At 39.9% G+C, this 21,792-nt stretch carries 20 protein-coding genes; 15 read left to right on the top strand and 5 right to left on the bottom strand.

Annotation, left to right across the window (positions count from 1 at the left end; all coding sequences use genetic code 11):
- The first annotated feature begins 467 nt into the window (after positions 1-467).
- The 4 genes from FNH22_RS13420 (at position 468) to FNH22_RS13405 (ending at position 2,726) form a co-directional block, all read left to right on the top strand.
- On the top strand, positions 468-968 hold the full coding sequence (locus FNH22_RS13420; RefSeq protein ID WP_143398903.1) for a T9SS type A sorting domain-containing protein: 501 nt from the start codon (positions 468-470) through the stop codon (positions 966-968).
- A gap of 52 nt (positions 969-1,020) precedes the next feature.
- Positions 1,021-1,998, top strand: coding sequence for a hypothetical protein (locus FNH22_RS13415; RefSeq protein ID WP_143398902.1), 978 nt, complete (start codon positions 1,021-1,023; stop codon positions 1,996-1,998).
- Between the two features lie 105 nt (positions 1,999-2,103).
- The gene (locus tag FNH22_RS13410; RefSeq protein ID WP_143398901.1) at positions 2,104-2,268 is read left to right on the top strand and encodes a response regulator transcription factor; all 165 of its coding nucleotides are present in this window, start codon (positions 2,104-2,106) and stop codon (positions 2,266-2,268) included.
- Positions 2,269-2,534: 266 nt separating this feature from the next.
- Positions 2,535-2,726, top strand: a complete 192-nt coding sequence (locus FNH22_RS13405) for a hypothetical protein (RefSeq protein WP_143398900.1) — start codon at positions 2,535-2,537, stop codon at positions 2,724-2,726.
- Positions 2,727-3,138: 412 nt separating this feature from the next.
- Here the strand turns inward: FNH22_RS13405 and FNH22_RS13400 are convergent, their stop codons facing one another.
- Both FNH22_RS13400 and FNH22_RS13395 read right to left on the bottom strand, forming a co-directional pair.
- Entirely contained in the window at positions 3,139-5,640 is a 2,502-nt protein-coding gene (locus FNH22_RS13400) for a YbcC family protein (protein ID WP_255518047.1), read from the bottom strand.
- A 36-nt stretch (positions 5,641-5,676) separates the two neighbouring features.
- Entirely contained in the window at positions 5,677-7,332 is a 1,656-nt protein-coding gene (locus FNH22_RS13395) for a proton-conducting transporter membrane subunit (RefSeq protein ID WP_143398899.1), read from the bottom strand.
- 109 nt (positions 7,333-7,441) lie between these two features.
- Here FNH22_RS13395 and FNH22_RS13390 point away from each other — a divergent pair, with 109 nt between their 5' ends.
- A complete protein-coding gene (locus tag FNH22_RS13390) occupies positions 7,442-8,335 on the top strand; it encodes a LysR family transcriptional regulator (RefSeq protein ID WP_143398898.1) in 894 nt (297 codons plus the stop codon).
- A 202-nt stretch (positions 8,336-8,537) separates the two neighbouring features.
- On the opposite strand, the gene FNH22_RS13385 is transcribed toward FNH22_RS13390, so the two are convergent.
- On the bottom strand, positions 8,538-10,109 hold the full coding sequence (locus FNH22_RS13385) for a tetratricopeptide repeat protein (protein WP_143398897.1): 1,572 nt from the start codon (positions 10,107-10,109) through the stop codon (positions 8,538-8,540).
- Between the two features lie 459 nt (positions 10,110-10,568).
- Here FNH22_RS13385 and FNH22_RS13380 point away from each other — a divergent pair, with 459 nt between their 5' ends.
- The 10 genes from FNH22_RS13380 (at position 10,569) to FNH22_RS13335 (ending at position 19,178) form a co-directional block, all read left to right on the top strand.
- Complete coding sequence (locus FNH22_RS13380; RefSeq protein ID WP_143398896.1) at positions 10,569-11,147, top strand: Crp/Fnr family transcriptional regulator; 579 nt, start codon at positions 10,569-10,571, stop codon at positions 11,145-11,147.
- A gap of 71 nt (positions 11,148-11,218) precedes the next feature.
- Positions 11,219-11,506 carry a hypothetical protein gene (locus FNH22_RS13375; RefSeq protein ID WP_143398895.1) on the top strand — a complete coding sequence of 96 codons (288 nt, stop codon included), beginning with the start codon at positions 11,219-11,221 and terminating at the stop codon, positions 11,504-11,506.
- A 68-nt stretch (positions 11,507-11,574) separates the two neighbouring features.
- Positions 11,575-12,330: a DJ-1/PfpI family protein gene (locus tag FNH22_RS13370; RefSeq protein WP_143398894.1), complete on the top strand. Its 756-nt coding sequence runs from the start codon at positions 11,575-11,577 to the stop codon at positions 12,328-12,330.
- A gap of 54 nt (positions 12,331-12,384) precedes the next feature.
- A complete protein-coding gene (locus FNH22_RS13365) occupies positions 12,385-12,891 on the top strand; it encodes a murein L,D-transpeptidase family protein (protein WP_221420267.1) in 507 nt (168 codons plus the stop codon).
- A 284-nt stretch (positions 12,892-13,175) separates the two neighbouring features.
- Positions 13,176-14,702, top strand: a complete 1,527-nt coding sequence (locus FNH22_RS13360) for a S10 family peptidase (protein WP_255518046.1) — start codon at positions 13,176-13,178, stop codon at positions 14,700-14,702.
- 299 nt (positions 14,703-15,001) lie between these two features.
- The gene (locus FNH22_RS13355; protein WP_143398893.1) at positions 15,002-16,249 is read left to right on the top strand and encodes a glycosyltransferase; all 1,248 of its coding nucleotides are present in this window, start codon (positions 15,002-15,004) and stop codon (positions 16,247-16,249) included.
- 114 nt (positions 16,250-16,363) lie between these two features.
- A complete protein-coding gene (locus FNH22_RS13350; protein WP_143398892.1) occupies positions 16,364-16,765 on the top strand; it encodes a RidA family protein in 402 nt (133 codons plus the stop codon).
- A gap of 215 nt (positions 16,766-16,980) precedes the next feature.
- Positions 16,981-17,559 (top strand): hypothetical protein, encoded by a 579-nt coding sequence (locus FNH22_RS13345; RefSeq protein WP_143398891.1) that lies wholly within the window; start codon positions 16,981-16,983, stop codon positions 17,557-17,559.
- A 48-nt stretch (positions 17,560-17,607) separates the two neighbouring features.
- Positions 17,608-18,144 (top strand): energy transducer TonB, encoded by a 537-nt coding sequence (locus tag FNH22_RS13340; RefSeq protein ID WP_143398890.1) that lies wholly within the window; start codon positions 17,608-17,610, stop codon positions 18,142-18,144.
- A gap of 173 nt (positions 18,145-18,317) precedes the next feature.
- Positions 18,318-19,178, top strand: coding sequence for an NAD(P)H-binding protein (locus tag FNH22_RS13335; RefSeq protein WP_143398889.1), 861 nt, complete (start codon positions 18,318-18,320; stop codon positions 19,176-19,178).
- Between the two features lie 125 nt (positions 19,179-19,303).
- Here the strand turns inward: FNH22_RS13335 and FNH22_RS13330 are convergent, their stop codons facing one another.
- Both FNH22_RS13330 and FNH22_RS13325 read right to left on the bottom strand, forming a co-directional pair.
- Positions 19,304-20,077 (bottom strand): class I SAM-dependent methyltransferase, encoded by a 774-nt coding sequence (locus FNH22_RS13330; RefSeq protein WP_143398888.1) that lies wholly within the window; start codon positions 20,075-20,077, stop codon positions 19,304-19,306.
- Between the two features lie 321 nt (positions 20,078-20,398).
- Positions 20,399-21,706 carry an MFS transporter gene (locus FNH22_RS13325; RefSeq protein ID WP_143398887.1) on the bottom strand — a complete coding sequence of 436 codons (1,308 nt, stop codon included), beginning with the start codon at positions 21,704-21,706 and terminating at the stop codon, positions 20,399-20,401.
- Positions 21,707-21,792: the final 86 nt, after the last annotated feature.

Here is a 21,792-nt window from a genome sequence, read left to right as displayed (position 1 = left end):
TGTGTATTTCCTCGATAAAATGCCGTATTTTTATCCCTCATATTTGGGTGTCGTATAAGGTGTGCTTTTTGTTTCTAACTATCTCAAAAATAACACCTTACACCCAAATTATTCACCTACTAATGAATTTTCCGGGTTAAATGCCTAACCGTCTATACATTTTAAGAATAAAAAGAGTTGTTGATTTCTATTGCATAAAGCGGGTCAAAGCCTTAGAAAAATTTAAATGGGTCTGCCCTGAACACCATGTTTCATCCAGGTCAGTGCCTGATTTTTAGCCTCTCCCCTGACGTTTCCAACTCATTGAATGGCCGATTCTGTCTTATCGGAGCTACAATATGTCTTTTGAGGCTCTATAAATATCTCATTGGAGCATCATCGTCTCTTTTTTTTAACAAAACTTGCATCTGTCATTAGGCATGAATATCCACTTCTGTACTAGTACAAACTGACAAAATTTCAATTAAATGATGAAAAGGGTAGAACTAGTTTTGATTGCAATGTGCCTGTTAACTTTTACTGATATAATGGGTCAGGCACAAAACACCATTATCTCTATGGGGTCAGAAATGGCAGGTACCGGAGGTGCTGTAAGCTACAGCATAGGACAGTTGATTACGACTGATTATTCCAGTGAAAAAGGATCATTAAACCATGGAATACAACAACCATTCATCCTAACTGTAGTAGCCGGAATCGAAAATGAAACTATTCAACTCGACTTGGAAGTATCTGCTTTTCCTAACCCAACCATAGACTTTCTTACTATAAAAGCTAAGAATTTGAGCGGTAAAACCGAAGCCATGCTTTTTGATATAAATGGTAGGCTCCTGAAAAACAGATTGATTAAACATCAGGAGACCTTAATAAACATGACAGGGATGGTTGACGCTGTTTATCTATTAAAAATATTGGATGACTCCGGTCACCTGAAAACATTTCGAATTGTAAAAAATGAAAATAAGTGATCTCACATTGCATAAGCACTCTACCCTTTCAAGACTTTAAGAATCACAGAAAATGAATAGGATATCTATAGTAGCAACAATTACAATACTGCTCATCAATATATTTTTTGGTGGACAAGCTATTGCACAGGCACCATCAAAAATGAGTTATCAAGCTGTGATAAGGGATGCCGGTGGTGATTTGGTCACAGAAAAAACCATAGGTATGCAAATAAGTATTTTGTCAGGAAGTGTCGAAGGCACACCGACATACATAGAAACACATACGCCAGAGACCAATGCGAATGGACTGATCAGCCTGGAGATCGGAACCGGTCTGGTATCCAGTGGAAGTTTTGATGACATCGATTGGGCAAACCACGACTTTTTCATCAAAACAGAAGTGGATATCGAAGGTGGCACAACCTATACCATTACAGGCACTAGTCAATTACTAAGCGTACCGTATGCACTGTATGCAAAATCGGCCGGGAATACGTTTAGCGGAAGCTACAATGACTTATCGGATGTTCCGGACAGCTTTGATGGAGAATTTTCAAGCCTGACAAATATCCCTGATGGACTGAGTGATGGAGATGATGACACACAATTGACTGAAGCAGAAGTAGATGCTTTTGTGGATAACAATGGTTATTTGACTGCAGAAGTAGATGGATCAGTAACTAATGAGTTGGAACTCCCCTCTCAAACAGGACAGTCAGGGAAGTATCTAAAAACCGATGGCTCGTCAGTTTCATGGAGCAGTATTGGCCCTAATGTCAGAACCATAAGCGCGAATACTACGCTTCTGAATACTGATGAAATTGTTTTCATCAATGGGCCTTTTACAGCCAGACTTCCTGCGGCACCTACAGATGGAACGAGAATAACGATATGTGCAATACACCCGGACGCAGTTATAGATGGCAATGGAAGAAATATACACATCGCTTCAGTAACTCTTGTATCTTTTCCAATCGGTATTGCAAATGCAAACCAGTATGTCTTTATCTATAGTAGTACTCTCAATGTATGGGTGACCGGTTATTAAATAAAACCAAAGTAATAAACACGAAAAATTATGCCTTTGATAGTAGAAGGTATTTTATCCGTTGTTTAATAAATATGATTTCAAACTAGCTATTTGACAGTACTTATGACCAGAATTTTACTTGTTGATGATCATCAACTCTTTGCAGAGGGGATAAAATCTATATTCTATCCTGAAGATGAGATAAAAGTTGTTTGTGAAGCTAAAAATGGAAAGGAAATTCCTGTCATTCTTGAGGCGTATGAGGTAGCCAGCAGTCACCATATTTAACCCATAAGGAAGATAAATTTCTTTTTAGGTCTGAACGATCTATGAATATTTAAGCCATAGGTGCTTTCATTCATATCTCTATCGTCCGGCATCAGCTGATTCATACGTACATTTAAGCAGAGTCTATTTTCTCACAAGGATGATCAACCTGAGTCCGATTAATATTTTCTAAAAAAAGATAGGTAATCAAACCTACTCCACCTACACCCGAACAACAACTCGCAGGAGTTGTGATTTCCATCCTCGTAAAAAAGGCTCAACTGGTAATGGAGGTAAGAACCGAGAATGAAATCCTGGTTGATAGAATTCTCCATATCATACGGGAAGAAAGAGACTTGATTTCTGAAGACTACAGTGAAGAAGACGAGGATTCGGAAGAAAACGCCATCGAAAACTCAGGCCAGGCAGATGAGGGATTAGAGAATCATTCACCCGTAATTTCTCCGGTATCAGTTTAAGAAGTGGTGGAAATTGAAAAAGAAAAGAGCGCATAAATGGCAGAATCAATACACCGGGGAATTTAAGCGGAGTGTTTGTAAGATAAATTTGCGAGCCACGGAACATAAGTATGGGTCAGGCAATTTCAGATAAACCAGCTGTTCGGGATGTAAAATCGCGAACCGTTATCATAGAATCCGTGATACGGCTTATACTATTCGGGTTACAAACCCTATGATAGCTCTTCCAATTCCTGTCTTTTTAATAACCCGGAAGTATTTTCCACCTCTTTCATCTGAGATGAGAAACCGACACGATTTTGTCCGAATCTCATCCGCGCACAGGTACGACTGATCAAAAACAGTCTATACGGACTGTAAAGAAGGATTTTAAGGCAAATAAACCTATACTATTGAATTTTCAATTATACCGTCATTCTTTTATCTTTTCCCACCTTAAGTCATTGACATAACGATGCGATACTTTGCCTTGGTCATCCATGGCAAGTAAGTTGAGCCAGCCATTATCGCAGAGGTCACGTACTCCGTTATGTTTGACAAGAATAGTATTCATGGCATCAATGGGCGCTTCTATGATAACATTGAGTTTTAAAGGTTCATGTTGAAACTGATCCCCGTCATGAACAGATTGAATGGGCAACCCGACCCTTAGGTCACCTGAATATCCTTCCAAAACGCCAAGTCCTGCCGTAACATTGTGTAGCGTTTTATTTCCGGAACCGAAGTTCTTGTTATCGACAGTTGAACCATAATATTGTAAGCTGATCCAACTTGTGACCACCATGGGCGCAGTCATGATTAATTCTAATACTGAGAACGCTTTGTCCTTTTTCCATTCGTAAGAATGAAGGAAAGACCTGCCTCCTAAGTCGATGCCTTTAGTTCTGTCACGTGGGGCCACTACAAATGCGGAGCAGCCGGCGAGTCCCCATTCCGGTCTGGTCTGCGACCAATCTTTGCTACGTCTAATAATAGACTTATCAATATCCGAACCTTTTCCATGTGTGAGCCTTAACGAACGCTCTTTTCTGGTCGCATGGCTAGCTAAAGACAGCGATTGTTCAAGTTGCTGCAGCTCTTTAGCTTTTTCAAGCGGTACATCATACGTGTTGTAAATGGTAATATCATCGGTGGTGGTGTCATGTAAACAGGCCAAAAAGACAGTATTAACCGGGATGAATATATTTTCGTTTTGCAGGCCTGCACGAACCTCTTTGTTGTTAAGCACGGCTGCTGCTACTTTGGCATTAGCTTCACCGGTATGACCGCCACAAGCTCCACAATCATAGCCGGTTGCATGCGGGTTATTTACCGTAGACGAACCATGACCTACCATTAGAACATATTTGGCGAAGTCGTTGGTCAAAGACATGGCATTCAGTGCATTTTTAGCCATTTGTATTTGCTGGTCAAGAGGTATCCCGACCAGTTGATCGTTGATCTTTTCTTCTGCCAGACTAATGTCTCTATTCTTCGATGATTCCTCATTCAAACCTACCTTATCGGGGTGTGGTACGGGCCTTGTAATCCCAAATGAATCGGTAAAGATCTTTGGAAGGTACGAGAGGCCCATTGGGCTTACAAAGCTAAAGCAAGTAACCGCACCGGATTTAAAAGACTTCCACATTTGCTGTACTTGCCGATTGAACAAGCGACTATTTAATGTTTTTTCTTGCTCCTGCGGGTTATTCATTCGTTCCTGAATAACAGGACCTGTAGGTAGCAAAACAGGACAATTGGCCTCACCATCTTCATGAGCTATGGGTACGTATTTAATCGGGAAGGCAAAGAAGCCCGCAAAGCCCAGCGTATCGATTTCCGGATCTACCAACTCCAGGTTTCTTCGATATACTTCCGAGCGTACATCTATGCAAAATATCGCCTGGGCTTTAGGTTGTATTACTTCCGGAGGCGCATCCTGCTGTTTGCTCTGAATTTTGTTGACAATACTCCTCTGGGCAGCTAAATCAAATGCTTCCTGCAGGATTAACTTCTGGGCAAGCTGTTGATTAAGTTCTTGCTGGACGTTAACCAGCGACAATAGTTCCCGTGCCTTATTCCACTCTTGATTTAGATTTTGATTGTTCAGACTTTTGAAAAGACAGGCCTCCCAACATGTGAGAACGGCTAAAAATTCTATTAGCTTACCGTCTTTACCACCGTATAGCTCATTCTCCCAATCCAGGCGCGCAGCATAAGCAGACCAGCCGCCAACACGAAGTAAAATTCTGTGGAGATATAGGCTTAATCCTTCTTCGGGAATGTTGAGTGTTTGAAGCGCTCTTTCTATCGCCTCTACAGGATTATCAGGTATTGATTTCACTAGTTTACGGAATCCTTTGAGGCCTGTTAGCTCAGGGGTCCTGTCCACTTCTGCTTCAGCTTTCCACGATGCAAAAAGTCCCTGCGTTTGATCAGCGGCAGTCCATAGGGCCTGGCCATTATCAAAGTACGAGGCAGCCCACACAGAAACCCTGGCTGTCAAAAAACGACCCCAATCCTTATTAGTCACCTGTGTGGCAATATCTGCAAGAGTAGCTACGGCCTTAATTTCTTCGGAGTTATAATTCTTGTGTTTTATATCATTTATGAATGCACTCACCTCTACCTCATGCTGTTGATTATTTAGTGCGCGCGTAATGTCCTCAGTTGTAATAACGCCTTCTTCAAACTTTTGAAGATAGAATGAGGCTGGTAAAGTCATTTGTATTCCTCCGGCAGCAGCCAAATCATGGGCCACTGCTCCAAATTTTTTATCGGTCAAACCCAGATAAGGATTAACCGCTACAAAGTTTTCCAACGGCCATACCGGAGCAATTTTTTTGCAGGCATCTTTCAGAATACTAAGCAGGGTTTCCTGACCGTTATTCAGGTTATTCATAAAGTCAATTTCTGATGCGCTATTGTCGATCATTTTGTTGTCTTTTAAGTGAATTTTCAAGTGGTTTGATTAGGCTAATTGTTCTTCGAATATTTCTAACTCTACTCTCTCCGGTTGTTTTATATGCTCAAGGCTTCTGACAATTTCAGTATGGCTCCCGGTTTCATGCGAGTAAAGGGCCCTTACAGTGCGGTCAAAAATTGTATTTACGTACAATCCATTTCGTAAATGAATCGCCAGGGCACGATAGAATGGGGTCGGAGCAAGCGTTGGAGCTAATATTTGGATAAATACTACGGTTCCGAAGGTTAAAAGGATGATGCTTAGTAAAGCAATTTCAAGACTGCCCGGACTGCCTAAAGCTGGCATCTGATCGGTTAAGATGTAATGCATTCCTGATTCAAGAGTAAAAAAGGATGTAGCTACAATTAACGACATTATAGTGGCTCTAAGAATAAGTTTGGGACTTCCATCAGAGTCAATGGCGTTGGTAAATAACCTCGAAAGCCCCATTATAATGATACCGCCAATCGCCAATAACGAGAGTTCTTCTACCGGATCTATACCCCATACTACCGCAAATGCTGAATAAACCAGGAAACCCAGTAAAATGCCTAATCCGATTCTTATTGGACTTCCAATTCTCCGGGCGGCTTTTACTTTGGCACCTCTTATTACGTCGATTACGCTACCTGAAGATAAGAAAGCATGCGCCTTGTAAAAAGAATGTGCTACAAGGTGAAGCATTGCCGCAGAATATACACCCAGTCCGCATACCAACAAACTGAAGCCCATATGTGCAACACTGGAATAGGCCAAAGCCGTTTTTATAGACGTCTGCGTTAGGAACACCACAGATGCGAAAAGTGCTGTGAAAGCGCCGGTTATTATCAATACGACAGGTGCGTAAGTACTTGCTTCCATAATAAAAGCCATTCTCACTATAAGGAATGGGCCCGCATTAAGCAGCCCGGCATGTAGTAAAGCTGAAACCGGTGTTGGTGTTTCCATAACCTCAATGAGCCAACCATGCGTAGGGAACTGAGCGGATTTCAGTAACGCGGCAGAAGCCAAAAGAATAGCCACAGCTTCAATACTAAAAGCAGACGGACTCGTCTGAATGGCCTGGAAAATCACCTCCAGATTTCCAGTATTGAACTGAAGATATAACAAAACAATAGCTACCAATAAGCAAGCATCACCTAAACGTGCCAGGATGAATTTCTTTCTTGCAGCTATTATAGCCCCGGGACGCTCCTTGTAAAATACCAGCAGCCTGTGCAGACAAATGCTCATAACAATCCATGACAACAATAATACACCCAGGTTTCCCGCAAGAACCAGGAATTGTACGGAAGCAATGGTTGCCGCCAGCCTCCCCAGGAAAATACCTTGGCGTTTATCTCCATCCAGATAATTTATGCTGAACCGAACAACAATAAAGGCGATTAGTGCAATCATAGTGAACATTAGGACACTTAATGCATCTAACCTTAAACTGAATCCGAGTTCGTAGAAACCTATAAAAGGAGTTTCCAATAGCCCGTTTTGAACCACCAGATATCCACATATGCCGGAGGTAATAATGCCAGTTGCTGATGACACGGTAACCAGTTGCCTGATAAGATACGGACGCATGCCAGGTTGAAACCAGGAGGCAATGGCTGTAATAATAAAGGCAAGAGGTGAAATCAAGGCAATCACGGCCACTAAAGTGTAGGTCATAATAATAGTTTATGGTATGCTGGTCAATAGTTTAAAATCGTGGCAAAGATTGAAAATTGTATTTATAAATTTTTATTTATATTTATTATAGAATACATAAATAATATTTATGAATTATACGATTCATCAGCTTCAGATTTTTCTAAAAGTCGTTCAAACACAAAGTATTACTAAAGCATCTGAAGAGCTGTTTATGACCCAGCCGGCGGTTTCAATCCAACTCAGGAACTTGCAGGAGCAGTTTGATATTCCACTTACGGAAGTGGTGGGTCGTCAACTCTACATTACCGATTTCGGTAAGGAAATTGCCCTGATCGCTGAACGCGTGATCCAGGAACTTGATACCATTAACTATAAAACCCAGGCCTTTCAAGGTATTATGACCGGGAAACTCAGTATTTCGTCTGCTTCAACAGGTAAGTATGTCATCCCCTTTTTTCTATCGGGTTTTTTACAGGCCAATCCCGGCATTGACCTGTTGCTTGATGTTACCAATAAGAGTAGAGTGGTTGAAAGCTTAAAGAATAATGAAACCGATTTTGCATTGGTCTCCGTTATCCCGGAGAAGCTCAGTATTGAAGAAGAAATTCTTGTAGAAAACAAGTTGTACCTGGTTGGGGATACAGCCGTGCGAAATGAGCAAAAGCCATTGATCTATCGAGAAGAAGGTTCGGCAACCCGTTTGGCTATGGAAGATTATTTTGAAGCCCACCAGAAAAGACAGCGAAAACGCATCGAACTTACATCGAATGAGGCTGTAAAACAAGCCGTTATTGCCGGGTTGGGGTATTCAATAATGCCTTTAATAGGAATCCAAAATGAACTGTTAAACGGCCAAACACATATCTTACCTTCTGACGGATTACCTATAAAAACCGAATGGCGTTTGATTTGGTTAAAAGGAAAGAAACTGGCTCCAGCTAGCCATGCTTTTCTCGAATTCGTAAGGGCGCAAAAGCAAGAAATTCTAAAAGAACATTTCGACTGGTATCTAAAATATTAATGCGAGGGTGTTTCAGTATCCCCAGAGTTTTTAATCAAGTCTTTTTCTTTTCCATCTTATCCCTAATGCAACCCAAAGGATAATTCCCGACAACCTTTCAATGAAAGAGCTTCTGAAACGCAACGCAAACACAGGCAGGACATATAAATCAAAAGCTCAAAGAACTGATTTATGCTAATTCCTACAGTTATCATTCATTTTCTTAGAAACTTGCTACGATCTCCTCAAAATCTTCCGGATTAATCTTGAGTTTTTTTCTAAGTCGGTATTTTGACTTGTTCACACTTTTTACTGAAATACCAATCATCGATGCTATTTCTTTGTTTTGAAGATTGAGCTTGGAGAGAGCCAATAGCCTTTCCTCTGTATCTGTAAGGTCATTGTAAGACTTTCTAAGCGAATTAAAAAAGCCCGGATATACTTGAGTGAACAGTTTTTTGTATTCCATCCATTCGTCATGCGTCAGGATAGTGGATTGCATCAAGTGATCAATGGTCCCATTATAGGATGGGCATTCTCCTGAAATGTCATTTTTTACTAATTCTATTTCATGGTTCAATTCTTCGATTCGGATTGATTTTTCTACCAGGCGATCCGTATAGGTTTTTAGTTGAAATTCATATTGTTGAAATTGTTGTTTCACAATAAGTTCTTCTTTTTGCTTAAGCTGCCTGTTCTTTCGTATTCGATACAGAAACCAGAAAAGAATAAACGCTGCAATACAAAAGATGGTCAAAGTACTTATTAAATAGATATTTCTCCTTGCTTCCGCATTTGTTTTTGCCAATGACAAGTTGGCTATTTCCTGCTCCTTTTTATCCGATTCGTATTTGGCTTGTAACTCATTGATTTGTTCAGTGGTTGATTCGTTCATGATGCTATCTTTTACCGCCATTAGTTTATCAACTACACTAAAGATAGAGTCCGGAAGTTGGGTCATTTGATAGTATAATAGATAATTCTCGTAAGAGATCTTTTGGAGACTAAAGCTTCCGGTCTCTTTTCCAATGGACAGTCCTTTGTCTATTAATGGTTTTGCAAGGTTTGGTTTTCCTGAAAGTAGATATACATTCGCCAAATTGTTGGAGGCCTTACTCACACTAAATCGATCCTCTTCTTTTTCAAACACCTGTAATGCTCTCTTATGGTTCACAATAGCACTATCGTACCTTTCTATTTCTCCATACAAAATTCCAATATTTGACGCTAAACGTGCGGCCCGAATCGATTCACCAAGTTGTTCGAAAATAGCAAACGATCTCCGGCAATTCACCAAAGAGGAGTCGCGCATTTCTTTTATCCAAAAGAAAACCCCGATATTCTGGTAGGCAAGTGCCGCATGATAGAGGTCGTCATTTTCTATACTTACGGCAAGCGCTTTATCAAAAAATGTTTTTGCTTTTTCCAGGTTATTTTGCCATTGATGTACAGAACCAATATTAATCAGCGCCTTTACGTATTCATCGCCTTCACCATGAAGTTCAATAAATCGCATGTATTGCATGAAAAATTTCATTGCTTCCGGAAAATCATTTTGGTAATAAGCAATCGATCCCAACGCATTCCATATTTCGGCCATTTTAGATGAATCCGCTCTTTCTTCTACTATTGCCATAGCCTCATGATAAATCAACTTAGCACTGTCATAAGCACTCCTTTTGTATAAATGATCGGCAACTGCACAGAGGGAATCTACTTGTTCCGGATATTGAGCTCCGTAGCTATAGCCACTGATTACTATTAAAAGACAAAATGATGTCAATACATATTTCATGCCGGTGAGGTTGAATAAAGAGCTAAGTAAATGTATTTAATTAAAAAGATATGAAAATACTCGCCTAAAAAAGTACATGGATTTGAGCCTTATCCGGGCTACTAATTTTTCAAATTTTATTTTCTGTTCGTAAAAAGACTCCCAAACAAAGTCCCCTATCCCCAAGATCTGGCCGGCTTATACTTACCTGAACGTAGTATCTCCCTCCAAGCTTCGGTTACTCTGTGTTAAACCAAAGCCTACCCATGACGCCGCGTTGCACACCTTCATCACCCTAACGAATGGGTCTTTATAGTTTTTGGAAGAATACGCTAATTTTAAAACCTATTTTCAAATGACTATAAGCGTTTATAAAACAGGATAAATAGTAAGCTTAGATCAAGTTACACACTTATGGTTATTTTAATGGTCTGATAACGATATTGTAGTTATTAGCTAGTTTGGGCACAATACGAACCAATGACTGAAAGTACTTTAATAAACCATATAAAAACTTATTTGACCCTTTCAGAAGAAGAATTAGCTGAAATCATACTCTTTTTCGATTGTCATTCCTACAGTAAAAAAGAAACATTGCTTCTTGCCGGAAGACGATGCTACAAGCTATTTTTTGTTACAAAAGGGTGCTTACAATTATACTTTATAGATAGTTTGGGTAACCAAAAAACCTCACAATTCGCTATAGAGAATTGGTGGTTAACCGATTTTCTTGCATTTCAAAACCAAAAACAATCTAATTTCTACATTGAAACCGTCGAGGATTCACAGATTTTAACAATCTCTTTTTCAAAATATCAAGAGCTATTAGATAAATTTCCAAAAATGGAAAAATATTTCAGGATTATTTACGAGACGGCTTACGGCGCTGCATTAATGCGTTTGAAATACATAAACAGCTTTTCTAAAGAAGAAATTTTTTTCAGGTTTCGAGATAATTTTCCAGATTTTGTGCAACGTGTGCCACAATACCTTTTAGCAAGTTTTCTTGGCTTAACCCCTGAATATTTAAGTGAAATTAAAAGAAAACAACTTTCTTAAACCAGCTTAATTTTTGCCACAACTGGTTCGACTACCTTTGTTTTACATTAAATCAAAAGGGAATCTTAAGGGTGAAAAACACTGAAAAGATGGCTGTTGCAGGAGGAGATTATACAAATTTGGAACTTGTAAAAAGATCAGGTAATTCGGCAGGTTACCAAATTGTTTTGGTTGACCCTAACGACTATAATTTCTTTCCACTTTTATTTCATCCGGTTTCCACACGTTTTAAGGAACCATCAGCACTAAGTTATCCGTTTCGGAAAACTCTGCGAAAATTGAAAAACGTCCGTCTTCAACCTGGTTCTCTTGAAAAAGCTATAACCGAAGAAAACAAAATAAGAACGCCGTATAACTGACCCGATTACTACACATATAAAGAGCAATATTTTGGAACGATCATTAAACCAACCGAAAGAAATAAAACATGAAATCTTTAAGCCTTATAACAACACTTTTTTTTGCAACTATTTTTGTTAACTGTAATACCGAGAAGTCAAAAAACAACCTCAAAATTGAGAATATTGATCAAGCTGAGTCACAATCTGACACGCTGACAAAACACTTAAAACCGTTCAAATCCGAGTTGCCAACAATAGGTCTTCTTATGTTTAATGGTGTTTTGCAAGGAGAAGTTATAGCAACATCAGATGTTTTTGGGAAACCAAACAAAAACGGAAAACAACTCTTTAATGTAATAACCATAGCGCAAACGGAAAATCCAATCACTACTGAAGAAGGTATGCGATTTATTCCTGATTACACTTTTGAAAATTGCCCCAAATTAACCGCTTTATTTGTTCCCAGTGGCTATGATATGTATGCTCAGGTCAATAATGACCAATTGGTAGAGTTTATTCAAACGAAAAACAAAGAAACCGAATATGTAGTAAGTAATTGTGCCGGGGCACAGCTTATTGGAAAGTCGGGAATTGCAAATGGACATAAAATCGTGACCTATATTGGTGGCGGGAAACAGTTACAGAAGGAATACCCGGATTTAAAAGTTCAAAATGATAGTTTAGTAACCTTTGTTGAGGACGGAAAATTTAGTTCGTCGAACGGAAATTTAACGAGCTACATTTCGGCTCTGAATTTAGTAGAAAAAATGACGAGTACCGAACACAGGAAATTTATCGAAAGCTATTTATATATCGACCGACTTCAAAATTGGAAAAAATAAATACGGTGCCTGACAACACAAATGAAAAATAGGAGTTTTGATACTTGAATAAAAGTGAAACGAATCACCAAGATACTCATCATTCTTTTACCGGTTTTAATCCTGATCGCGTATGCCAAGTGGCCTGAACAACCCCTACCTGAAGGGATAAAAGCAGATAAACTTATTGTAAACAAAGCGAAACGTGAAATGGAATTCTGGTCCAATGGCGAACGGATAAAAACCTACAGAATATCTCTTGGAGGTAACCCACTTGGACATAAGCTTAAACAAGGCGACAGCCGAACCCCTGAAGGGCTTTATTCCATCAATGACAAAAATGCGAACAGTCGATTTCATCTGAACTTAGGAATATCATATCCAAACAAAACAGATCGAAGTAACTCCGACAATCCGGGTGGAGACATCAAAATCCATGGATTAAAAAATGGGAACGGATGGATCGGCAAATTTCAAAGATTGTATGACTGGACTGATGGATGTATCGCGATAACCAACTTGGAAGTTGAAGAACTTTTCGCCTCAGTACCCATTGGAACGCCAATCCGGATCAACCCTTAAAACTAACCATAGCAATATATAGGAAGGCAGGTGTGCAAAAGTGATTCCGGCAGAGTTCGGAGCAGACATCATCGTGAATCTGCCTTTGAGGAAAGGTCTGCATTTTCACAGAAGTACAGTTTGTAGTAGTTTTTATCTTCTGAGAGACGTGTCTTCCCGATACTTTGGAAGCACCGTCAGATTTCACTATTTTGCTGCTCTTAGCCGGGTATAACACACATATATCCTACACTAACGTTCTGACGAATACTCAGTAGTATAGACACTTAAAACTTTACATCATCATGGATCTTAATTTGATGAAAACACAATGCATTGCCGCCGCCCTTATCTTTTTCACTGCCAGTTCATTTGCCCAGGAAAAAACGGACCAGAAGGATTTGCCACCGGGTGAAATATTTACTTCTACCCAATCCGTGACTATTAATGGTAAAATCATTAACCTCGCCACTGAAGCAGGAACACTTCAACTGAGGGATGAAAATGATAAGCCCATCGCTTTATTTGGTTTTACGCATTATAAGAAATATAGTAAAGCCAGCCCGAATGAAAACAGACCCATCGTTTTCGCATTTAATGGCGGACCTCTGTCTGCCTCTTTCTGGTTGCATTTTGGAGTATTGGGTCCAAAGCGAATAGAGATCAATGACCCTGACTATACCAGACCGGCCCCCTATAAAGTGGTCAATAATGAGTTTTCAATACTCGACAAGGCCGACCTGGTGATGATAGACCCCATAGGTGTAGGCTTTAGTAAACCCATAGGAGAAGCTAAATGGGAAGATTTTTGGGGAGTAGATCAGGATGTAAGAAGCATCGGTCTTTTTATAGAACAGTTCCTTATCCGTGCAGAAAAATTCAATGCTCCAAAATACTTGTTAGGTGAAAGTTATGGTACCTTCAGAAATGCAGCATTGGTCAAATACTTACAGGATAAAGGTATTGCCATGAATGGCGTCATTATGGTTTCTGCCGTCTTTGAATTACAACATCTCCTGTTTGGGCCGGGGGATGATATGGCTTATCTGATCCATTTTCCTACCTATGCAGCTACTGCGTGGTACCACAATAAGCTGGAGGAAAAAGGAGAATCATTAGAATCATTCTTAAAGGGAGTAAGAAGCTTTACCGAAAATGAATATGCACCAGCCCTGCTCAAAGGCGACCAGTTAAGTCCGCAAGAAAAAGGATCGGTAGCTCAAAAATTAGCCGATCTGTCAGGCCTGGACAAGTCGTATTGGCTCAAGGCTGATCTAAGGGTAAAAAACCACGAATATTTTCAGGAATTACTGAGGGATGAAGGGCTTACCGTAGGACGACTGGATGCCCGGTTCACAGGAAAAAATGAAGACCTCCTGTCACAATCTGCCATCACAGACCCACAAAGTGATGCGATCTCTCCCCCATACATTTCAGCTTATAAGGACTATCTGTATAATGACTTGAAGGTAAGGAAAGACCTGACCTATACGACCAGTACCGGTTCGAGGAAAGACTTCAAGTGGGACTGGGGCCATAGCGGAAACGTTATTTGGAATGCACAAGTCTCCGTTAGTACACTTCCGGATATGACCTCCGCCATGAAAAGAAATCCAAATTTAAAGATCCTGATCCTGAACGGCTATTATGATCTTGCCACCGTTTTCTATGGAGTGGAATATTCCATCAATCATATGGGACTGGAACCTGAATTGAAGAAGAATATCATTATGAAATATTATGAAGCCGGACATATGATGTATACGCATAAACCTTCTATGCAGCAATTCAAAAATGATGTTGATGAGTTTATTGATCAGACTTCTAATTAAATACCACCCACTAGCCCTCTTTACAAAGAGCGTCAAAGGGTAAATCGGCAATAAGACACCATTGCAGCGACCTCACCTCAAATAGAATGTGTCGCTGCATGGAGAGTCCACATTACTGTGAAAACGAGCCCTGATACCCGGAAATATAAGGTGCTATTTAGCCTGTTTTGCAAAGTTTGAGGTTGGACTTTTATAGCTTTTGGAAGATCGTTTTAAATTAAAGGAAAAGGCATTTACCAATGTTTATAAATGCGTAAAAACGGAATAGCGCCAATATGTTGTAACCAACTAAGACGCAGATGAAGATAATTTTAATATCAGTGGGAACTCGCGGAGATATGGAACCTTTTTTACCCATTGGTGAAATGCTGAAAGAAAAAGGACATGAAGTAATCTGTGCTTTTCCCGAACAATTCAGAAGCCTTGCGGAAGATTCCAATCTGACATTTGCTTCTTTGGGATCAAAATTTATTGCACTTCTGGAAAGTGAAGATGGAAAAGCAGCCATGGGCGGCAGCTCAGGCATAAAGAAGTTTATTGCTTATATAAAACTTGCTATCAATCAGTCCGATCCCAACAAAGAGCTTGCGAACAAACAATACCAGTTGATCGAACGTGAACATCCGGACAGGATCATTTACAATGGAAAAGCCGTTTATCCCATACTTTGGGAACTGAAAAATAGTGGAAAAACGACGTTCTTAAGTCCGTTGCCTTATATGCACTTTGTAAAAGGTCATACACACGTAGCCTTTAACAGTAACTTTGGTACGTTTTTCAATAAACTTACTTTTTCACTGGCCCATTTTGGTATGGTGACCACCGTAATGATGACCAGGAAATGGCTGAAGGTCAAACACAAAATAAGTCGAAAACAGGTGCGAAACATTCTTAAGAACGGCAAATGCATCTATACCATTTCTCCATCTCTTTTCTCCAGACCAGGCTATTGGAATCAGAACCTTAAAGTATTGGGGTATAACGAAAAGAAAAAGAATGATAACTGGCATCCGGACAAGGACCTGACGGAATTTATAGAAAGGCATGACAAAATACTGTTCATCACTTTCGGTTCTATGATCAATCCCGAACCCGAAAAAAAGACAAAAATCTTTTTGGACATTCTGGAAAAAAATAAAATACCGGCAATTATTAATACCGCTTCCGGAGGGTTAGTTCCACCAGATAAATTTGACCCTGAACAGGTCCATTTTGTTTCACAGGTCCCGTATGACCGGATCTTTCCGAAAGTATATGGGGTAATTCATCACGGAGGTTCCGGAACCACTCATTTGGCACTCAAATATGGATGTGCCACCATGATCATCCCACATATCATAGACCAATTTGTATGGGATAAAATAATCTATGACATTGGCGCCGGGCCGAAAGGAATCAAAATAAGTAACATCAGTCAAAAGGCCCTTGAACCAAAAGTTCTCGAATTGATAAATAATAGTGACTTTAAAAAGAAGGCAGAGCGGATAGGAGATCAAATGAATAAAGAGGACTTTAAAACGGAATTATATAGCTCAATCGTTGAGTAGCATACGAACTTATTGGGGTAGGTAAAAAAAACCATGACTTACCGGAAAAGCCATAAATTGCGATTTCATAATAAGTAACATTCACGAAAACCCGATCACCGTAAATCCTAAAAAATGAATAAAGAGAGCATAAACCCCAATGAATTGTTCAATTCCATGCAGTACGGCTTTTCACAAATTGTAACCTGTAAGCCGGGCAAGCTGGTTTTCATGTCAGGTCAGGTGGCCTGGGATGAAGATATGAACATTGTAGGGGCAGGCGACCTGGAAAAACAAATGAAAAAAGCAATGGATAATTTAAAGATCGCCATTGGGTCGGTTGGAGGAAGTTTGGAAAATATAGTGATGCTACGAATTTACATCGTGGATTATAAGCAAGAAGACGGAGAAATAATAAGTAAGGTTTTAAAGGAAACCTTTGGCCTTCAGTCTCCTCCGGCCAGTACATGGATAAATGTAAAAGGTTTGGCAAACGACGCGTTTATGATTGAGATAGAAGCAGAAGCTGTGGTATAGGTAGTGGACTCAGGCCGGGTTACCAAGCCTAATGAATCCTATTTGCGCCAGGCATGTTCCAATCTATAAAAAAGTCTTGCTATGAGTGAACCCGACATATTTCTGAAATATATCCTCCTCTTAAATTGCTAAAGGGTTTGAGTAAATTTGAAAAGTACAATAGGAATGGCCCATGCTATGAGCAGGCTTTGCGAAATTTATGACCTTTTAAAGATATGAAAACACCAACATGGGCAATCGTCGTGGGAATTTGTTTAATGCTGTTTGGAGGATGCAGCGTAACAAAAAATATCCAGGCCATTAATATGCCTGAAATGCTCGAAATGCAGCAAGATATGATGGAGAAAATGTCAGGTTACAAGGGTGAAAACTCTTTTGATAGTCTGTCAACTACATCCGGTTCAAATATTTATGAAGCCCCTGATGCTGAAATGTTTAAAAATATGACTGAAGGAATGCAAAAAGTGTTTGCTGTATCAGACTTCACCAAAACATGGACAGTAAGATTTGGGTACATCGGTTTATTAGTAGCCATACTATATGTCCTCTCCGGAGTATTTCTTCTAATAAAAAAAGAATTCTCCATTAAACTGGTTTATCTCGCCCTGGTAACAAGCATTGTATTTAGTGTTATTCAATCGTTCGTATTAGCCTTGGACCCGGCGGGCGGGCTGATGGCGATGTCTGCCGGGTTTGGAAATATATTCGGTATAATGATTGACATCATTCTGATTATAGTGGTGGTAACAATAGATAAATCCACATATTTCAATAATGCTGAAAAAACCGTGTAGCAGTCGCTGAGGCATTAGGAATGGACTTTCATCTGTAAGTATACTGTCATGGCTATCCGGTGTACTTTTATAAAAGCACTCAGGCGGATTAATCAAATACCCACGCTTAACTTTAAGAAATATCTCATCACCATGGCCCGCTATCTATCCACTTTTCTCATACTAATCTTACTTTGCAGTCACTCATTCGGCCAGGTTCCGGACAACCAGGACTCTTTACCGAAGTTTAAAATGGTGGACAAGTCAGCCATTCCTAAAGGTGGGTATCAAAAATTCTACAAATACGTAGCAAAAAAGATCAAGTACCCCAAGAAAGCGCGAAAGCAAAAATTACAGGGCAAGGTCTATGTTCAATTTGTCATACAAGAAGATGGATCTGTCAACCAAAATTCAGTTCAGATAATAAAAAAAGCAGAAACAGAGGCGTTTCAGGGCCTGATCAAGACGAATGAATTGCTGGAAGATGAGCAGATCGAGCGGGAAGTCATAGAAACTATAAAAGGCATGCCAAAATGGTCACCTGCCGAACTGAACAATGAATATGTGGAGCAGCGTATCATCTTACCACTAACCTTTGCCCTCTGATCGCATTAACACCGTAAATACAGCTTCAACTTAACTTGATCAAACCTTTTCAGCCTGCCGAAGTAAGATGGAAATGCCTTAAAAAGCATTGTTGATAGGTCTCTCTACCCCTGACATACTGCTGTCACAGTGTCATTCTACTTTTGTAGTATCATTCACTTAAAGCAAAAGGTATGAACATCATTGTAGGAGCAACGGGGCAGGTAGGCTCAAACCTTATTAACGAAATCAAAAGAAACAGATTCCCCGTAAGAGCTGTCGTCAGAAATCCCAAAAAGCTTGTAGACAAAACCATTGAAGCCCGAAAGGCAGACTTGTTCAATGTAGAACAACTTACAGAAGCATGTAAAGGAGGAACCGCGATTTTTGTTTTGACACCTGAGAACCCCGGATCAAATAATATCATTGAGGACACGAAACGGATAATTGAAAATTACAGAAAAGTCGTTCAGGCGGCCGGGATTCAAAAAATCATAGGCTTGTCATGTATTGGAGCACACATAGAAGGCAATACAGGTAATATTTTCATGTCACGGATGTTAGAACAGGGTTTTGATGATTTAGCTATCGATAAAGTATTTATCAGACCGTCCTATTATTTCAGCAATTGGCTTGGCTATCTGGAAACTGTAGCGCGGTATGGTGTATTACCCACCTTTTTCCCTGAAAACTTAAAAATCGAAATGAATTCACCGATTGACCTGGCAAAATTCATAGCCCGGGCCATGACAGAACAGTCAACTGCGGGAAACAGACGAATTTTTGAATTGACGGGACAACAAAAATACAGTTCGCTCGATGTTGCCAGAATCTTTTCGAAATTGCTCGACAAAGAAGTAACCGTTCAATCCCTACCCAAGGAGCAATGGAAAGAAATGCTTTTGTCAGTCGGGTTTACGGAAAATACAGCAAAAAACCTTTCAGATATGACACAAGCCGTTATTGACCATAAGACTGTTCCTGAACAACCCAATGACACGAAAAAACTTCCTACAACATTGGAAAACTATTTAAAAGAGCAACTGAAAAAATGAACAAAGACCCGGCAGGCCCCAATGCCGGGAGAACATTTGTATCGATTCGAATCATAGAATAGATCTAATTTCCAGATTTAAGGATTGCCCTGAAAAACCAGGACAATCCTTATTACATAAATTATTTAAACCTTCTTTCCGATGTAAAATACATAGCCATAGTACTCTTTATACTTATCATATAACTGAGCTTCATCCTGTTGGTTTACTATGAATTCTACCGCCGTTTTATTGTCTGCATATTTCTTTAAAAAGGCTTCTTGTGCAGCAACTTGTGGAACATAAAAATGTTCCGTCCAGCAATTTTCCGGTAAGATAAAAGTGGCAACAGGGACATATCCGGAATTTTGCATTTGCTCCACCTTATTTGGAATAGTGTCTATCTCAGAATAAGCATCCTGCCAAAACTCATTGAGTTCGGAAGGTCGTTCTTTGGTAAACCATGATATTTCAGAAACAGCAATATAACCACCTGCTTTGAGAAATTTCCGCCATTCTCTCAAGCCCCGTTCAAAGCCTATATTATAAATGGCCCCTTCTGACCAGATCAAGTCTAACTCGTCTTTTTTGAAGGGAAGGTTATCCATCGAGCCAACAATACCGTCTACTCTATCCTGAAGACCCAGCTTCTTTGCATTCCCATTAAATAAATCTATAAAACCCGGAAATAAGTCGATGCCTGTAATGTGCCCGGGGGTATTTTGGGCCATAACCATGGTTTGGCCACCTGTTCCGCAACCAATGTCGGCAATATAGGATCCATTCGTAAGATTGTCGATAAAGCTTAGTGCTTTGATCGTTACCTCGGGGCTACCCGGGCCTTGTCGTTCGACGCCTGAAAAATATTCGCAGATTAAATTGAGGTCGAATTCGTGAATTGATTTATTTTCATTACTCATGATGTTTCAATTTATTTTCGAAGACATGACATAACACTTTGACGTTTTAGTCAAGCCTTACATTATTAGTATATAGATATGAAAGTAACTCTGACAAGAACATGCCTGAGTCAAACAGAGGGGATAACCTTTGGCATTCAGCCCAAGGTTATTTACTTCACCAAATCCTTTTTAAATCTAAACATCCAAAAATTTTAGCGCCACAAAGATAAATCTTCTTTGATAGTGCTTATAGCAAACTTTGATTTATTTCTAAGCGCTTTAAAAAATAAAGCAAAAACTACCACTCATGGGCTTTGTAAAATTTGTCCGTCATTAATTTCAGGACGGTACATCAGCGGTCTGAGTTTTTACACTTTTAAGTTTCACCTGCGAAAGAAAAATCATTCCAATGACAAAAAACGACGCAAGTGCCAACGTACTATTTCTCATGCTGCCCGTTACCTGTTCGATGTATCCGTAAACAAAGGTGCCTATAACAATAGACAGGTTGAACGTAACATCATAGAAGCTAAAGAAAGAGGCAGTATCTACTGTGTCTACCGGCATTATCTTTGAGAATGTCGCTCTCGAAAGAGCCTGTATCCCACCCATGATCAATCCCACTACCGCCGCTAAAGCATAAAATTGCGTTTCTTCTGTCACGAAATAGGCATATACACAGCAAAAGATCCAAATGACAATCGTGACCAGCAATGACTGAACATTCCCTTTGCGTTTTGAGAGATAGGCAAAGAAATAAGCTCCTGCTATTCCTAAAAACTGGATGAGCAAAATGGTCATGATAAGTTTATCTGCCGAAAGCTTCAACTCTTTAGATCCAAATGTAGCGGCCAGGTACATGACAGTCTGCACGCCCATGTTGTAGAAGAAAAATGCCAAAAGGTACTTTCGCATTCCATCCATTTCTTTTAGTTGCTTCCACACGTGGCGAAGTTCCCGGTATCCATTGGTGAGATAGTACCCTTTAGGCTTCCTGTCATGGGGGTTTTCAGGAAGCTTAGACATCGCATACAAGGAAAATACGATCCACCAAACACCTACCGTCAGAAACGCAACCCTGGAAGCCACGCCTTCTCCCGGAAGACCAAACGCATCGTAAAATGTAATGACCAGCAAATTAATCACCAGCAAAATCACACCCCCCAGGTATCCATAGGAATAGCCCTTTGCACTTACTATATCTCGTTGATCTACGGTGACAATCTCGTTTAAGAAGGCATCATAAAAGACAAGGCTGCCCGAATAGCCTATGCTGGCCAGTACCGAACATAGGATCCCCCATTCAATATTTTTCCCCGTAAAAAAGAAAAGACCAATGCATGAAAAAGATCCTAAGAACATAAAAACCTTAAGAAAAAATTTCTTTTTCCCTGCATAATCAGCTATTCCTGAGAGAATAGGCAGCATGATCGCAACCAGAAGAAAAGACACAGAAAGTGCATAGGAATAAAGCACCGAGTTCACCACTTCCACCCCGAAGAAACGTACCGTATCTCCTCCATTTGCATTTACAGCAACTGCCTGATAATAAATGGGAAAAACGGCTGAAGTGATGGTAAGTGAATATACGGAATTGGCCCAGTCGTACATACACCAGGCATTAATTGTTTTCTTATTGTTGAGCATTCGGTCAGAATTATTCGGCGAATATAGTAAATGCCTTTTATATCCATCCTGCTCTGCTAAAAACAAGATAACCCTTCGAACGTATA

It is taken from the genome of Fulvivirga sp. M361 (genome assembly GCF_007097395.1).
In the GTDB taxonomy this organism is placed as follows: Bacteria; Bacteroidota; Bacteroidia; order Cytophagales; family Cyclobacteriaceae; genus Fulvivirga.
Note: the sequence above shows the minus strand (reverse complement) of the source record. Positions and strands in the feature narration are given on the sequence as shown.

Bases quoted from the DNA above. Each gene is read 5' to 3' on its own strand.
- FNH22_RS13420 (WP_143398903.1), top strand. From the start codon at position 468: ATGATGAAAAGGGTAGAACTAGTTTTGATTGCAATGTGCCTGTTAACT.
- FNH22_RS13415 (WP_143398902.1), top strand. From the start codon at position 1,021: ATGAATAGGATATCTATAGTAGCAACAATTACAATACTGCTCATCAAT.
- FNH22_RS13410 (WP_143398901.1), top strand. From the start codon at position 2,104: ATGACCAGAATTTTACTTGTTGATGATCATCAACTCTTTGCAGAGGGG.
- FNH22_RS13405 (WP_143398900.1), top strand. From the start codon at position 2,535: ATGGAGGTAAGAACCGAGAATGAAATCCTGGTTGATAGAATTCTCCAT.
- FNH22_RS13400 (WP_255518047.1), bottom strand. From the start codon at position 5,640: ATGATCGACAATAGCGCATCAGAAATTGACTTTATGAATAACCTGAAT.
- FNH22_RS13395 (WP_143398899.1), bottom strand. From the start codon at position 7,332: ATGACCTACACTTTAGTGGCCGTGATTGCCTTGATTTCACCTCTTGCC.
- FNH22_RS13390 (WP_143398898.1), top strand. From the start codon at position 7,442: ATGAATTATACGATTCATCAGCTTCAGATTTTTCTAAAAGTCGTTCAA.
- FNH22_RS13385 (WP_143398897.1), bottom strand. From the start codon at position 10,109: ATGAAATATGTATTGACATCATTTTGTCTTTTAATAGTAATCAGTGGC.
- FNH22_RS13380 (WP_143398896.1), top strand. From the start codon at position 10,569: ATGACTGAAAGTACTTTAATAAACCATATAAAAACTTATTTGACCCTT.
- FNH22_RS13370 (WP_143398894.1), top strand. From the start codon at position 11,575: ATGAAATCTTTAAGCCTTATAACAACACTTTTTTTTGCAACTATTTTT.
- FNH22_RS13360 (WP_255518046.1), top strand. From the start codon at position 13,176: ATGGATCTTAATTTGATGAAAACACAATGCATTGCCGCCGCCCTTATC.
- FNH22_RS13355 (WP_143398893.1), top strand. From the start codon at position 15,002: ATGAAGATAATTTTAATATCAGTGGGAACTCGCGGAGATATGGAACCT.
- FNH22_RS13350 (WP_143398892.1), top strand. From the start codon at position 16,364: ATGAATAAAGAGAGCATAAACCCCAATGAATTGTTCAATTCCATGCAG.
- FNH22_RS13345 (WP_143398891.1), top strand. From the start codon at position 16,981: ATGAAAACACCAACATGGGCAATCGTCGTGGGAATTTGTTTAATGCTG.
- FNH22_RS13340 (WP_143398890.1), top strand. From the start codon at position 17,608: ATGGCTATCCGGTGTACTTTTATAAAAGCACTCAGGCGGATTAATCAA.
- FNH22_RS13335 (WP_143398889.1), top strand. From the start codon at position 18,318: ATGAACATCATTGTAGGAGCAACGGGGCAGGTAGGCTCAAACCTTATT.
- FNH22_RS13330 (WP_143398888.1), bottom strand. From the start codon at position 20,077: ATGAGTAATGAAAATAAATCAATTCACGAATTCGACCTCAATTTAATC.
- FNH22_RS13325 (WP_143398887.1), bottom strand. From the start codon at position 21,706: ATGCTCAACAATAAGAAAACAATTAATGCCTGGTGTATGTACGACTGG.